Here is a 14,509-nt window from a genome sequence, read left to right as displayed (position 1 = left end):
AGGTCAATGTAAATATAACCCAACTTATCAAAATGATAATTTTTATCAAAATAGTAATGAGAATAAATTGCATAATAATTTATTTTTAATAACCAGTAATCAGTGATAAGTAACCAGTAAAGAAAGTTTTCCAGTGCAGAACTTTAATATTAAGCTTTGCTTAATTATTTCATTAACTGATTGCTGGTTACTAAAAGGTATGAAAAAATTGGCATAAATAATGCTAAGTAAAATTGTGTATAAATAAGTTTTAGTTTATGCAGTTAAACGGGAGGCGAACAAATTGAAAGCACTGATTAATGCCTGCATTTATGATTTTCAGAATTTTAAGAAAAATCAATATGTTTTATTTGATTCTGAGATTAAAGAAGTAGGCAGTATGGAAGATTTTCCAGGAGCAGATAAGATATATGATTGTAGTCATAGTTTAGTTATGCCAGGTCTTATAAATTGTCATACCCATATCTATTCTACTTTTTCTAGAGGGATGAACGTGCCTTTTAACCCTATTACATTCCAGGATATATTAAGTCAGCTTTGGTGGAGACTAGATGGAAAGCTTAATAAAAATGATGTGTATTATAGCGGACTTGTTTATGGAATTGATTGCGTAAAAAATGGAGTAACATCTATTATAGATCATCATGCTAGTGGTCTTGATATAAAAGGTACTCTAAATGAATTGAAAAAGGGTATTTGTGATGATATAGGACTTAGAGGAATATTTTGTTTCGAAACAAGTGATAGATTTAATATGGATGAGTGCATAGAAGAAAATTTAGAGTTTGCCAAAGAAAAAGCGAAAAATATGCTGGATTATTTGGATTACATGCTTCTATGAGTTTAAGTGATGAAACTTTAGACAAGGTATCAAGGCATATAGGAGATATACCAATTCATATTCATGTTGCAGAAAGTGAAGAGGATGAAATTCACAGCAGAAAAAATTATGGGAAGTATATAGTTGATAGATTAGATAGTTTTAATTTATTAAAAAGTAATTCTATTTTAGCTCATTGTGTTCATATTAATGAGAAGGAAGCAGAGCTTATTTCAAAAAGAGGATGTTATATTGCAATGAATCCTACTTCTAACATGAACAATGCTGTAGGACTAGCTGATTATGAGATGATAAAGTCTTATGGGATTCCATGTATTATAGGAAATGATGGTCTTGGAGTTAATATAACGAGGGATTTTTTAAATTTAGTATTTGCTATGAAGAATAGATTAAATGGACCTACAAGATTTGGATTAGATGATATGCGAGAGTGTATTAACAATGGATATAAATATATAAGCAATATTTTGAACATAAAGATTGGAAGGATAGAAAAAGGGTATAAGGCTGATATGATAGCAGTTCCTTATATTCCACCAACACCAATGGAAGAGGACAACATACTAGGTCATATATTCTTTGGAGTATTTGATAATTTTCATCCAAGAGATACTTGGTGTAATGGAGAGTGTCTTATGAGGAATTATAAGGTTGCTATAGATGAGAAAAATATAGCTCTAGAGGCTGAGAATTCAGCAGAAAAGCTTTGGAACAGGATAAATAAAGATTAATTTTAATTAGGGGTGATTATATGGATTTAAGTACTAATATTGCAGGTATAAAATTAAAGAACCCATTAATGCCAGCATCAGGACCATTAGTAGGAGATTATGAAAAGATGATGATTTTAGAAAGTTTTGGACTTGGATGCATGGTAACTAAGACTATTTCAACTATAGGAGCAGATGTGCCAAGGCCTTGTATATATGGTGAAAAAGATATGATTATGAATGCAGAACTTTGGTCTGAGTATCCACCAGAATACTGGCTTAATGAGGCTTTGCCTAAGCTTAAAAGAGAATTAAAGGTTCCTCTTATTGTAAGTGTAGGATATACAAAAGAGGATATGGAAAAGCTTATTCCTCTTTTAGATCCTTATGCAGATGCTTTTGAGATTTCAACTCATTATGTTGGAAAGGATTTAAGTGTAATAGGAGAAACGGTTAAAACCATAAGAAGTCATACAACTAAGCCTATATTCATGAAGGTAAGCCCTCATATTCCAGATCCAGTTGCCTTTGCAAAGACAGTTAGGGACAATGGAGCTAGCGGAATTGTTGCTATAAATTCTCTTGGACCTACCATGAAAATTGATATAAAAAATAGAAAAGTATTAGTAGGAAATGACAAAGGAGAGGTTTGGACATCAGGACCTGTAATAAAACCATTAGCTCTAGCCATAGTAAATAAGATTAAAAGCGCAATACCAGACCTTACTGTAATAGGGGTAGGTGGAATATCTTCAGCTGAGGACGTAGTTGAATTCTTGCTTGCAGGAGCAAATGCTGTACAGATGCTATCTTCTGCTATGCTAAAAGGTAAAGACTTATATGAAAAAATAATAAAAGATTTGCCACAAGTATTAGAAAAATATAATTTCTCCAGTGTAGAAGAAGTAATAAAAACTGAACTTTCTAAAGGAAGCATAAAATTTACTCCAGATAATCCTGTTATAGATCATGAAAAATGCACTAAATGTGGTTTATGCACAAAGATATGCCCTTACTTTGCTTTAAGCTTAGAAGATAAGGTGCTTGTGGATAAAGAAAAATGTTTTGGATGTTCTTTATGTGAATCAAAATGCCCAGTTCATGCTATAAGTGGAGTCTTATAAAGATTTATATGAAAGGAGCGAGGTAATTGAATATTAAGGAATATATAAGACCTTCAAGTTTAGATGAAGCATATGAAAAGCTAACTTCAAAGGAAAGAGCTGTAATTCTTGGTGGAGGAGGATACCTAAAGTTAGGAAATAAGGAAATAGAGAGAGCTATTGATATTTCAAACTTAGGCTTAGAGTTTATTGATGAAAAAGAGGATTCTATTGAAATAGGAGCTATGACTACTTTAAGAGAAATAGAGATAAATAAAATAACAAATGAAAATTTTAATGGTATTTTAAGCGAGGCTGTAAAACCTATTTTAGGAGTGCAGATGAGGAACATATTTACTATAGGTGGAAGCGTATATGGAAGATATGGATTTTCAGATATAATTACAGCCTTATTAGCTTTAGATACTTATGTTGAACTTTATAAGGAAGGAAGAATGTCCCTAGAAAAGTTTTTAAATAGAGAACATAAGGAAAAGGACATTCTCACAAAGATAGTAATATTAAAAGATAATAGAAAAGCAAGTTTTAAAAGTTTAAGAAATACTAGTACGGATTTTGCTATTTTAAATGCAGCTGTATCAAGGGTTGAAAACAATTTCAAAGTAGCAGTAGGAGCAAGGCCGGGCATAGCTAAGCTATCAAAGGAAGCAGCAGAATACCTAAGTGCAGTTGAGTTAAATGAGGAAAACGCTGTTAAGGCTGGAGAAATTGCAGCTGATAATTTAGAGTTTAGAAGCAATATAAGGGGATCAGCTGAATATAAGAAAGAAATCTGCAAGGCATTAGTAAAGCGTGGAATTTTGGAGGTGATATAGTGAAGATTAATTTGAAAATAAATAACTGTAACAGGAGCTTAGATGTAGAACCAGGAGATATGTTAGCTGATGTTTTGAGAAAGAATGGATATATAAGTGTAAGAAAATCCTGTGATACAGGTTCCTGTGGAACATGCACTATATTAATAGATGGAGAGCCTATAGCTTCTTGCTCATATTTAGCTGTAAGAGCAGAAGGACATAACATAACAACCATAGAAGGAGCTGGTGAAGAAGCAGAAAAAATAGCTAAATATTTGAATGCTGAAGGGGCTACTCAGTGTGGATACTGCAGTCCAGGCCTCGTTTTAAACATAATAGCTATGAAAAATCATTTAGACAACCCTACAGATGATGATATTAAACATTATTTAGCTGGAAATCTATGTAGATGTACAGGATATTTTGGACATTTAAGAGCTATAAAGAAGTATTTACAGGAGGTGGCAAGATGAGAGAAGTAAATAAGTCTATTCCAAAGATAGATGGAGTAGGATTATCAAAGGGAAAAATGGCTTATACTGATGATATTGCACCTCAAAATTCCCTAATTGTAAAGGTGTTAAGAAGCCCATATGCTTTTGCAAAAATAAAGAATATAAATACTGAGGAAGCAGAAAAATTAACTGGAGTAGAATGTGTTTTAACATATAAAAATGTTCCAAGAAATATAGTTACAAGAGCGGGACAAGGTTATCCAGAACCATCTCCTCATGATAAGTTCATATTAGATGAATATGTTAGATATGTAGGAGATGAAGTTGCTGCTGTAGCTGCAGTAGATGAAAAAACAGCGGAAAAAGCTTTGAAACTCATAAAGGTGGAATATGAGGTTTTAGAACCAGTTTTAGACTTTGAAAAAGCAGTAGATAATAAAACAATTATCCATCCAGAACCAGAAGCACATGAAATGTTTCCAATAGGCTTTGATTCTAAGAGAAATATTGCTGCTGAATATCATATGCATGTTGGAGATGTGGATGAGGTTTTAAGTAAATGCGACTGTGTAGTTAGAAGCACTTATTATACTCAAGCTCAGTCTCATGTAGCAATGGAACCTCATACATCATCAGCTTATGTAGATCTATATGGAAGAGTTAATATAATAAGTTCAACTCAAACTCCATTCCATGTTAGAAGAATAGTTGCTGAAGCTTTAGGTCTTCCAATAGAAAAAATACGTGTAGTTAAACCAAGAATTGGAGGAGGATATGGTGGAAAGCAAGCACTTCACGGAGAATTCCTAGTATCTTTAGTAGCTCTTAGAACAGGAAAGCCAGCAAAACTTGTATACACTAGAAATGAAGTGTTTGAATCAACTTACTGCAGACATGCTATGAGATTTAACGTAGCTATTGGCTCAGATAAGGAAGGAAATATTAAAGCAATAGATATGGATTTACTATCAAATACAGGAGCTTATGGAGAACATGCTCTAACAGTTTTCATGGTATCAGGATCAAAGACACTTCCTCTATATAATAAAGTAGAGGCTGTAAGATTTGGAGGAAAGGTAGTATATACAAATTTGACTCCAGCAGGAGCTTATAGAGGTTATGGTGCAATACAAGGAAATTTCGCTTTAGAATCTGCTATAGATGAATTAGCAGCAAAACTTGGAATGGACCCAGTTGAATTAAGAAAAAAGAACATGATAGGTCAAGGAGAAACCTCTCCAATATTTAAGATAATGGGAGAAGGTACAGAAGGGGTAGACATGATTATTGAAAGCTGCAAACTTGATAAGTGTTTAGAAAGAGCAATGGAAATATCAGGCTGGAGGGAAAAATATCCTAGAAAAGAAGTTTCTAAAGGAAAGGTTCGTGGAATTGGATCCGCTATAGCAATGCAGGGGTCAGGTATACCATATGTGGATATGGGATCTGCCATAATTAAGTTAAATGACCAAGGCTTCTTTAACCTATTAGTAGGAGCTACAGACATAGGTACAGGAAGTGATACTGTACTTGCTCAAATTGCAGCAGAAGCTTTAGGAGTTTCAACAAGTAAAATGGTTGTATATTCATCAGATACAGATTTAACTCCTTTCGATTGTGGAGCATATGCGTCAAGTACAACTTATATATCAGGAAATGCTGTAAGGAAAACTGCATTAAAAATGAAGGAAATGATAGAAGAGCAGGGAGCAATAAGACTAGGTGTAACGAAATATGATGTTGTATTTGATGGAGAAAATATAAAAACTAAGGATGGCACTAAGAGCATATCCTTAAAGGATTTATCAACAGAATTATATTACAGCAATAATCAAAAACAATTGGTAGCTTGTGAATCTTACTTTGGAAAGGTATCTCCTCCACCATTTATGGGAGCCTTTGCTGAGGTAGAGGTGGACTTAGAAACTGGTAAGGTAGATTTATTAGATTATACAGCAGTAGTTGACTGCGGAACTACTTTAAATCCAAACCTTGCTCGTATTCAAGTTGAGGGAGGACTACTTCAAGGAATTGGTATGGCAATGTTTGAAGATGCAAAATATGACGAAAAAGGCAAGCTTATGAATAATAACCTTATGAATTATAAAATTCCAACAAGAAAAGATGTTAAGAATTTTAATGTAGAGTTTGTTGAAAGCTACGAACCTTCAGGACCTTATGGCGCTAAGTCCGTTGGAGAAATAGGAGTAGATACGCCGCCAGCAGCAATAGCAAATGCTATTTATAATGCCACTGGCGTTAGAATCAGAGAATTACCAATAACACCTGAAAAGGTGCTTATGGGACTAAAAAAACTAAATAAATAGAAATTTTAAAGCTGGTATAAGCAAATGCTTGTACCAGCTAAAGTGCCATATAGATGGGAGGAGACCTATGTTGGTAGAGGCAGTGATTTTAGCAGCAGGTTTTTCTTCTAGAGCTAAGACCTACAAGATGACTTTAAAAGTAGGAGAAAAGACTGTTATTGAGAGAGCTATTGAAAGCATGTTAAAGGTATCTTCAAGGGTTATAGTAGTTGGAGGATATAAAATTGAAAAACTAAAGCCTATTATAAATGGATATAAAAATGTAGAACTGGTATTTAATGAAAACTTTGAGGAAGGAATGTTTAGTTCAGTAAAAAAAGGCTTTTCTCATATAAAAGGAGATTCATTTTTCTTCATGCCTGGAGATTATCCTCTCATTGATGATAAGGTGTGCTTAAAACTTTTGGAGCATAGAGATAATGAAATAGTGATTCCAACATACAATGGGAAAAAGGGTCATCCTATACTTATGAAATCCTATTTAGCAAAAGAGCTATTGCAAAGCTCTAAATATTCTAATTTGAGGGAGTTTATAAATACCAAAGAACCAATTTTTGTTCCTGTAGAGTATGAAGGAATATTATTTGATATTGACACAATGGAAGATTATAAAAGGATTTTAGCACTGAGCTAAGTTTTAAGGAGGTGCAGCTAAATGCTTGAGAACTGCAGTATAAGTAAACCTGTAAGAAGAATTGATGTACCAGACAAGATAGCAGGAAAAGCAAAGTATATTGCTGACTATCGCATAGATGGTATGATTTATGCCAAAACTTTAAGATCAACAGAAGCAAGAGCAAGAATTATAGAAGTTAAATATCCAAAACTTCCTGAAGGATATTATATAGTAGATAAAAATGATGTGCCAGGAAAGAATTTTGTAAAGATTATTATAGATGATCAACCTTTCTTTGCGGATGGAGTTGTCAATTATATTGGAGAACCTATAGCTCTAGTTGTAGGTCCAGATAAAAAGGAAATATTGAATATTCTTTCAAAAATAGAAGTGAAATATGAAAAAATGGACCCTATACTTTCAATTGAAGAAGGACTAGATGGGTCTAAGGAACCTATTTACGGAGAAAATAACTGCTTTGCAGATTATAAATATAGTAAGGGAAATATTGAAGAAGCAAAAAAGAATAGTAAATATGTTATAGAAGGAGAGTATGAAACAGGATATCAAGAGCAACTTTATTTAGAGCCCCAGGGAGTAATAGCTGAATACAAAAATGACAAGGTTACCATATATGGTTCTATGCAGTGTCCATATTATGTAAAGGGTGCAGTGGAGCAGTGCTTAGGATTTGAAGAAGACAAGGTGCAAATTATACAAGCTGTTACTGGAGGGGGATTTGGAGGAAAGGAAGACTATCCTTCATTGTTAGCAGGGCAAGCAGCTTGTGCAGCTGTAAAGACTAAGAAACCTGTTCAGCTAATATTAGACAGAGATGAAGATTTAGAGGTAACTCCTAAAAGGCATCCTTCTAAAATAAAGATAACAAGCTATATTGATGAAAACTATAAAATTTTAGGTTCAGAAGTTGATGTTAAATTAGACAGTGGAGCTTATTCAGGATTATCTAATGTAGTCCTACAAAGAGCCATGTTTGCAGCTATAGGAGTATATAATGTAGAAAATGTATTTGTTAAGGGCAAAACAGTAGCTACTAACACTGTTGTAAATGGAGCATTTAGAGGCTTTGGCGCACCTCAGGCAGTATTTGCAGTAGAGATGCATATGGAGCATATAGCAAAAGAATTAGGCATAGATTCCTTAGAATTAAAGCGAAATAATTTAGTAAAAACAGGAGATAAATCTTCAACGGGAGGAATCTTTAGAGATAGGGTTCGCATTGAAGAGATGCTTGATAGAGTAATTGAAATGTCATCCTATACAGAAAAACTTAAAAAATTTGAGGAAGAAAGAAAAGAAGGAAAATTAAAAGGAATAGGTCTTAGCTTATTCTTTCATGGCGGAGGCTTTACAGGAAGTGGAGAGAGAGACACTATAAAGGCTAAAGTAAAGCTTGTTAAATATCCAAATGGAAATGTAGAGATTCTCATAGCTAATGTGGAAATGGGACAAGGAACTCAGACGGTTTTAAGAAAGATAGTAGCTCATACTTTAGGAATTCCTCTTGACAAGATTATATATAATAATCCAGATACAGATAGGGTTCCAAATTCAGGACCTACTGTAGCTTCAAGAACTACAGTAATTGTAGGAAAGCTATTACAGAATGCAGCAGAGAAGTTGAAAGATAGGTGGAATGAAGAAGGCACTGTGGAAATAATGACTCAATATAAGCATCCAGAAGGATTTTTATGGGATGATACTAACTTTGCAGGAGATGCTTATAATTCTTATTCTTGGGGAGCAAATGTAGTAGAAGTAGAATTAGATCCAATAACTTATGAACCTACGATTAAAGGTGTTTGGGCTGTTTTTGATATTGGAAATCCTATGGATGAGAGAATAGTAAAAGGGCAAATAGAAGGTGGAATACTTCAAGGTTTAGGCTATGGTGGTATGGAAGTTATGGAAAGAAAGAATGGAAGGCTTATGCAAAGAAGCAATACAGATTATATAATTCCAACTTCAAAGGATGCACCAAAAATAGTAAGTGAGCTTATGTGTGAGCCATATGAAAATGGACCATTTGGAGCCAAAGGATTAGGAGAACTCACATTGGTAGGTTCAGGAACAGCTTATGCTTTAGCTATAGAAAATGCTGCTAAAGTACAGATTAATAAGCTTCCTATAAGACCAGAGCATTTAATGGAGGTGACACATAGTGGAAAATAGCATAAAATTAAAGCTAAATTTTGAAGAAGTTGAAATTAAGGTTAATCCATTAAAAAGGCTGTTAGATGTATTAAGAGAAGATTTAGGTTTAACAGGACCTAAGGAAGGTTGTGGAGAAGGAGAGTGCGGTGCATGCAGTGTACTCATAGAAGGAAAGCTTGTAAACTCCTGCATGGTTCCTATAGGTATATTGGAAGGAAAAGAAGTCATAACTATAGAGGGACTTCAAAAGACCAAAACCTACCAGATATTAAAAGAAAGCTATGAGGAAGCTGGAGCTGTTCAATGTGGCTTTTGTACTCCAGGTATGATAATGGCTGCAGAGGCTTTACTTAGAAAACATCCTAATCCTACTGAAGAGGAGATAAGGGAAGGCATTTCAGGCAATTTATGCAGATGCACAGGGTATAATATGATAATAGATGCTGTAAAAATAGCAGCGAAAAGAGGTGAAGGGCTATGGTAGAAGCATATAGACCTAAAACCTTAAAAGAAGCATTGGAGATTATAGACAAGGAAGAGTGCATAATCTTTTCAGGCGGCACAGATTTAATGGTAAAGAATAAAAAGTGGTCAGGCGTAGAACCGGGCTTTACAAAGCCTGTAGTATTTATAAGTGGTTTAAAAGAACTAAAGAAAATAGAAAGGAAGGACAATATATTAAAGCTTGGGGCAGCTTGCACTTGCTGCGAGATTGCAGAAAATGATTTAGTCCCAGATTATTTTAAGGAAGTATTTTTAAATATGGCATCTCCTGCTATAAGGAATATAGCAACAGTAGGAGGAAATATATGCAATGCATCTCCAGCAGGAGATAGTCTGCCTCTTTTATATGCTTTAGAAGCAAAGCTAATACTTGAAAGTGCTGAAGGAGAGAGAAAAGTACCAATACAAAAGTTTATTTTAGGTCCAGGTAAAAAGGACATTAAGAAAAATGAAATCTTAAAAGAGATAGAGATAGATATAGGAGATTTTAATAAAACTTATTATAAAAAGGTAGGCACTAGAAAGTCTATTGCACTATCCAAGGTGTCTTTTATGGGCCTAGCAAGGGTTTACAAAGGTAAAATAGAAGACATAAGAATTGCATTTGGAGCCTGTGGCCCTAAAATTATTAAAGACAAGACTACTGAAAATTCCCTAATTAAACTAGGATCCGTAAATGATGATGAATTAAATTATATTAAAAAGATATACTCAAAACTTATAACTCCTATAGATGATCAAAGGTCTACTGCTGATTACAGAAAAGATGTTTGCTTGAGAATATTGGAAGACTTTTTAATGAATTTAAATAAGGAAAATTAATAAGTTTATTACAAAAAGTATTTACGCATATTACAAGCATAAGTACTTTTTGTAATATTTATTTATATTAAAAATAATATATAAATTTAGTAAGAAAGCACAACTAAGATTATAGAAAAGTATACCTGTGAAAGGAGAAGGGCACTTATGCTAGATATATATAAAGAGATATATGAATTGAAGCAAAAAAATGAAGAAGCTGTTCTTGTAACAGTTGTGGAAAGAAAAGGACATGGTCCAGCAAATGTTGGTAAAAAGCTTCTTGTGTGTAAAAATGGAGAGGTAAAGGGTACTGTAGGCGGCGGACAATTAGAGTATTTAGCTATTGAAAAGGCTAAAGAAGTTATGAAAGAAAAGAAGCATGATATAGTTAGATATGATTTTACAGGTATGAATGTAACTAAAGCAGATGTGAGCATAGACATGATATGTGGTGGTTTAGTAACATTATATTATGAATATATACAGTGTAGCCCTAAAATATATATATTAGGGGCAGGGCATGTAGGAATGGCTTTATCTGATGTGCTAGCAGATTTAGATTATAAGACTGTTGTAATAGAAGATAGAAAAGAGATAGCAGATACCGTAGACAAAAGGCATGAAGTAGTAGTTGGTGATTATGAGGAAGTAATAAATGGACTTGAAATTACAGCCGATGACTATGTGGTAGTAGCTGGATACACTCATGAAATAGAATATAGGATATTAAAAGCCCTATTTAAAAAGGATTGCCTTCCTAAATATATTGGTCTTTTAGCCTCAGAAAGAAAAGCTAGGATAATGCTTGAAAAGCTAAGAGAAGAAATATCTAAAGATCTGGACTTTAGCAGTGTATATGCTCCTGTTGGATTAAACATAGGAGGAGATACTCCAAAGGAAATAGCCTTATCTATACTTGCAGAGATACAATCTATTAGATATAAAAAAGAATCAACAGGACATTTGACTAAGGATTGGAGATAAGTTGAAAAGAATAATTATCAAAATGATAATAAGGCTATAAGTAAGGAATTATATAGAATAATAAAGCAAATAAAACAATGTTTAGTTATCAATTTGATAGAAGTTATCAGATTGATAACTATTTTTTATATATAAGCAATAAGTTGCAACTTTTAATTAATGAAGAATTTATGAGCTGAAATAATATGTTGTGGCTGCTGAGGAATATGTCCACAATATTTCATAAAATTTGGCATAGATAATGCTATATATAATTCATAAAAAGTATCCTTATAGGAAATGGGGTAATATAGATGTCTAAAATTATAAGAAATGGAATTATAGTAACTGCGGCAGATATATTTAAAGGAGATATATATATTGATGAAGGAATTATAAAAGATATAGGCATAAACTTAGGAAAAGATTGTGATGAGGTGATAGATGCTGAGGGTAAATATGTAATTCCAGGAGGAGTAGATGTTCATACTCATCTTAACTTAGATGCAGGGATTGCAGTGGCCAATGATGATTTTTACACTGGAACAGTAGCTGCGGCTTGTGGTGGAACTACTACTATAGTTGATCACATGGGTTTTGGTCCTAAGGGTTGTAACCTTCACCATCAAGTAAATGTATATCATAAATATGCAAGGAATAATGCTGTTGTGGATTACAGCTTTCATGGAGTAATTCAGCACGTAGATGAATCTATATTAAAAGAGATGGAACAGATCGTAAAAGAAGAAGGTATACCTAGTTTTAAAATTTATATGACCTATGATTATAAGGTTAGTGATGAGGATGCTTTAAAGGTCCTTTTAAAATTAAAAGAATTAGGTGGGATTACCACTGTTCATCCTGAAAATAATGATGCTGTAAATTACCTAAGACAAGAATTTGTAAAAAAAGGGCTAACATCTCCAATATACCATGCTCTAAGCAGACCACCTGAATGTGAAGGAGAGGCTGTAAACAGAATTATAAATCTTGCAGCTATAGCAGAAGATGCACCTTTATATATTGTTCATGTATCTTCATCCATGGCACTAGATTATATAAAACTAGCCCATGATAGAGGACAAAATGTATACTCTGAAACATGTCCACAATATCTTCTTTTAGATGAAGAGAGATATAAGGAGCCTAACAACGAAGGGCTAAAATATATAATGAGTCCTCCTCTTAGGAAAAAAGAAAATCAAGCACCTTTGTGGAAAGGCATTAAGGATGGACATATTCATACAGTTGCAACAGATCATTGTCCTTTTGCTTTTAATAAAGACAAGCAGATGGGAAAAGATGATTTCACAAAATGTCCTAATGGAGCGCCAGGAATTGAAGAGAGAATACCTCTTATGTTTTCTGAAGGGGTCATGAAAGGAAGAATAAGTTTAAATAAGTTTGTAGAAGTGTGCTGTACTAACCCTGCTAAGATTTTTGGACTTTACCCTAAGAAAGGAACAATTCAAGTTGGGTCCGATGCAGATATAGTTTTAATAGATCCAAATTTAGAGGTTACTTTAACTAAGAGTATGCTACACGAAAATGTAGATTACACAGCTTATGAGGGCTTTAAGTTAAAAGGATATCCTGTGCTTACTATGCTAAGAGGAGAAATTATAGCTAAGGATAACAAATTTATTGGAAAGAAAGGTTATGGCAATTTTATAAAGAGAAAAATCAATAAAATAGTTATATAAGGTTGTGGAGGGAGAGATAATGTCAAAAGAATTAAAAGTAGAAGAGGTGTTAAGCTTAGCTGAAAAATATAAAGATGATATGAGCAAGTTTTTAAGGGATATGATATCTATTCCAAGCGAAAGTTGTGGGGAAGAAAAAGTAGTATTGAGAATAAAAGAAGAAATGGAGAAAGTAGGCTTTGATAAGATAGAAATAGATCCTATGGGAAATATATTAGGATATATTGGACATGGAAAGCATGTAATAGCTATGGATGCCCACATTGATACAGTTGGTGTTGGGGATGCAAATCTTTGGAATTATAATCCCTATGAAGGCTATGAAGATGAAGAGATTATTCTTGGAAGAGGAGCAAGTGATCAGGAAGGCGGCATGGCATCCATGGTGTATGCAGGAAAGATTATAAAGGACCTAGGTTTACAAGATGAGTACACATTAATAGTTACAGGTACTGTTCAAGAAGAGGATTGCGATGGACTATGCTGGCAGTACATTATAAATGAAGATGGCATAAGGCCAGAATTTGTAATTTCAACTGAGCCTACTTCCTGTAATATATATAGAGGACAAAGAGGAAGAATGGAGATAAAAGTAACAACTAGAGGAATAAGCTGTCATGGTTCCGCTCCAGAAAGAGGAGATAATGCTATATTTAAAATGGCTCCAATATTAATTGAGCTTAGAGCTTTAGCTGAAAATTTAATGGATAATGATTTTCTAGGAAAAGGAAGTTTAACAGTATCAGAAATATTTTATTCTTCACCATCAAGATGTGCTGTAGCCGATGGCTGCTCCATTTCTATAGATAGAAGACTTACAGATGGGGAAACATGGGAATATGCCCTTCAGCAGATAAGAAATCTTCCATCCGTTAAAGCTGCTAAGGCGGAAGTTGAAATGTATGCCTATGAAAGACCATCTTATACAGGACTTGTATATCCTACTGAATCTTATTTTCCAACTTGGGTGCTGCCAGAAGATCATATTGTATGCGAAACTTTGGTAGATGCATATAAACAATTATTCAAAGAGGACCCGTTGGTAGACAAGTGGACATTCTCCACCAATGGAGTATCTATAATGGGGAGATATGGAATACCATGTATTGGATTTGGTCCAGGACATGAAGAAGAGGCACATGCTCCAAATGAAAAAACATGGAAGAGTGAACTTGTAAAATGTGCAGCTATGTATGCTCTTATTCCTAAACTATATGTAACCAAGTATTCTAATAAAAACAGTTGAGACATTATATAACAGTCATAAAATAAAGGGGGGATTAATATATAAGAAGTAGGAGGTGCAAGCTATGAAAATAGAATTTTTCTATAAGTGCAAGGATGGACGTGTTATTGGAAAAGAAACAGAAAGCAAAAAAAAGATTGAAGAAGAAATAGAAGATATAAAGAATTATGCTAAGATGGAAGAGAAAAAAAAGAATTGTGATGAATGCTTAATAGATTTAGATGACTAACAGCGCATATAATCT

Annotated in this window: 14 protein-coding genes; all 14 read left to right on the top strand. The window is 33.7% G+C overall.

The window, feature by feature from the left end:
- Window positions 1-283: 283 nt before the first annotated feature.
- The 14 genes from ACFWTK_RS08780 (at window position 284) to ACFWTK_RS08715 (ending at window position 14,494) form a co-directional block, all read left to right on the top strand.
- Window positions 284-841, top strand: a complete 558-nt coding sequence (locus ACFWTK_RS08780) for an amidohydrolase family protein (RefSeq protein ID WP_415875637.1) — start codon at window positions 284-286, stop codon at window positions 839-841.
- Window positions 763-1,572, top strand: coding sequence for an amidohydrolase family protein (locus ACFWTK_RS08775; protein ID WP_415875636.1), 810 nt, complete (start codon window positions 763-765; stop codon window positions 1,570-1,572). Before ACFWTK_RS08780 ends, ACFWTK_RS08775 begins: the two co-directional genes overlap by 79 nt.
- A gap of 20 nt (window positions 1,573-1,592) precedes the next feature.
- A complete protein-coding gene (locus ACFWTK_RS08770) occupies window positions 1,593-2,675 on the top strand; it encodes a 4Fe-4S binding protein (protein ID WP_415875635.1) in 1,083 nt (360 codons plus the stop codon).
- Between the two features lie 26 nt (window positions 2,676-2,701).
- Complete coding sequence (locus tag ACFWTK_RS08765) at window positions 2,702-3,490, top strand: FAD binding domain-containing protein (protein ID WP_415875634.1); 789 nt, start codon at window positions 2,702-2,704, stop codon at window positions 3,488-3,490.
- Entirely contained in the window at window positions 3,490-3,945 is a 456-nt protein-coding gene (locus ACFWTK_RS08760; protein ID WP_415875633.1) for a (2Fe-2S)-binding protein, read from the top strand. Before ACFWTK_RS08765 ends, ACFWTK_RS08760 begins: the two co-directional genes overlap by 1 nt.
- Window positions 3,942-6,254: a xanthine dehydrogenase family protein molybdopterin-binding subunit gene (locus ACFWTK_RS08755; RefSeq protein WP_415875632.1), complete on the top strand. Its 2,313-nt coding sequence runs from the start codon at window positions 3,942-3,944 to the stop codon at window positions 6,252-6,254. The genes ACFWTK_RS08760 and ACFWTK_RS08755 overlap by 4 nt, the downstream gene beginning before the upstream one ends.
- A 67-nt stretch (window positions 6,255-6,321) precedes the next feature.
- Complete coding sequence (locus ACFWTK_RS08750) at window positions 6,322-6,888, top strand: nucleotidyltransferase family protein (protein WP_415875631.1); 567 nt, start codon at window positions 6,322-6,324, stop codon at window positions 6,886-6,888.
- Between the two features lie 21 nt (window positions 6,889-6,909).
- A complete protein-coding gene (locus ACFWTK_RS08745; RefSeq protein WP_415875629.1) occupies window positions 6,910-9,063 on the top strand; it encodes a xanthine dehydrogenase family protein molybdopterin-binding subunit in 2,154 nt (717 codons plus the stop codon).
- Window positions 9,053-9,529, top strand: coding sequence for a (2Fe-2S)-binding protein (locus ACFWTK_RS08740; protein ID WP_415875628.1), 477 nt, complete (start codon window positions 9,053-9,055; stop codon window positions 9,527-9,529). The genes ACFWTK_RS08745 and ACFWTK_RS08740 overlap by 11 nt, the downstream gene beginning before the upstream one ends.
- Complete coding sequence (locus ACFWTK_RS08735) at window positions 9,523-10,371, top strand: FAD binding domain-containing protein (protein WP_415875627.1); 849 nt, start codon at window positions 9,523-9,525, stop codon at window positions 10,369-10,371. The genes ACFWTK_RS08740 and ACFWTK_RS08735 overlap by 7 nt, the downstream gene beginning before the upstream one ends.
- A 147-nt stretch (window positions 10,372-10,518) precedes the next feature.
- Window positions 10,519-11,337 (top strand): XdhC family protein, encoded by an 819-nt coding sequence (locus ACFWTK_RS08730; RefSeq protein WP_415875626.1) that lies wholly within the window; start codon window positions 10,519-10,521, stop codon window positions 11,335-11,337.
- 293 nt (window positions 11,338-11,630) lie between these two features.
- Entirely contained in the window at window positions 11,631-13,019 is a 1,389-nt protein-coding gene (hydA, locus tag ACFWTK_RS08725) for a dihydropyrimidinase (protein WP_415875625.1), read from the top strand.
- A gap of 19 nt (window positions 13,020-13,038) precedes the next feature.
- Window positions 13,039-14,265, top strand: a complete 1,227-nt coding sequence (locus ACFWTK_RS08720) for a YgeY family selenium metabolism-linked hydrolase (RefSeq protein ID WP_415875624.1) — start codon at window positions 13,039-13,041, stop codon at window positions 14,263-14,265.
- A gap of 64 nt (window positions 14,266-14,329) precedes the next feature.
- Window positions 14,330-14,494 (top strand): hypothetical protein, encoded by a 165-nt coding sequence (locus ACFWTK_RS08715; protein WP_415875623.1) that lies wholly within the window; start codon window positions 14,330-14,332, stop codon window positions 14,492-14,494.
- Window positions 14,495-14,509: the final 15 nt, after the last annotated feature.

The sequence above is a fragment of the Clostridium sp. genome, assembly GCF_047777555.1.
Lineage (GTDB): Bacteria > Bacillota > Clostridia > Clostridiales > Clostridiaceae > Clostridium_H.
Note: the sequence above shows the minus strand (reverse complement) of the source record. Positions and strands in the feature narration are given on the sequence as shown.

Coding starts and splice junctions, on each gene's coding strand:
- ACFWTK_RS08770 (WP_415875635.1), top strand. CDS start 1,593: ATGGATTTAAGTACTAATATTGCAGGTATAAAATTAAAGAACCCATTA.
- ACFWTK_RS08755 (WP_415875632.1), top strand. CDS start 3,942: ATGAGAGAAGTAAATAAGTCTATTCCAAAGATAGATGGAGTAGGATTA.
- ACFWTK_RS08750 (WP_415875631.1), top strand. CDS start 6,322: ATGTTGGTAGAGGCAGTGATTTTAGCAGCAGGTTTTTCTTCTAGAGCT.
- ACFWTK_RS08745 (WP_415875629.1), top strand. CDS start 6,910: ATGCTTGAGAACTGCAGTATAAGTAAACCTGTAAGAAGAATTGATGTA.
- ACFWTK_RS08735 (WP_415875627.1), top strand. CDS start 9,523: ATGGTAGAAGCATATAGACCTAAAACCTTAAAAGAAGCATTGGAGATT.
- ACFWTK_RS08730 (WP_415875626.1), top strand. CDS start 10,519: ATGCTAGATATATATAAAGAGATATATGAATTGAAGCAAAAAAATGAA.
- hydA (WP_415875625.1), top strand. CDS start 11,631: ATGTCTAAAATTATAAGAAATGGAATTATAGTAACTGCGGCAGATATA.
- ACFWTK_RS08720 (WP_415875624.1), top strand. CDS start 13,039: ATGTCAAAAGAATTAAAAGTAGAAGAGGTGTTAAGCTTAGCTGAAAAA.
- ACFWTK_RS08715 (WP_415875623.1), top strand. CDS start 14,330: ATGAAAATAGAATTTTTCTATAAGTGCAAGGATGGACGTGTTATTGGA.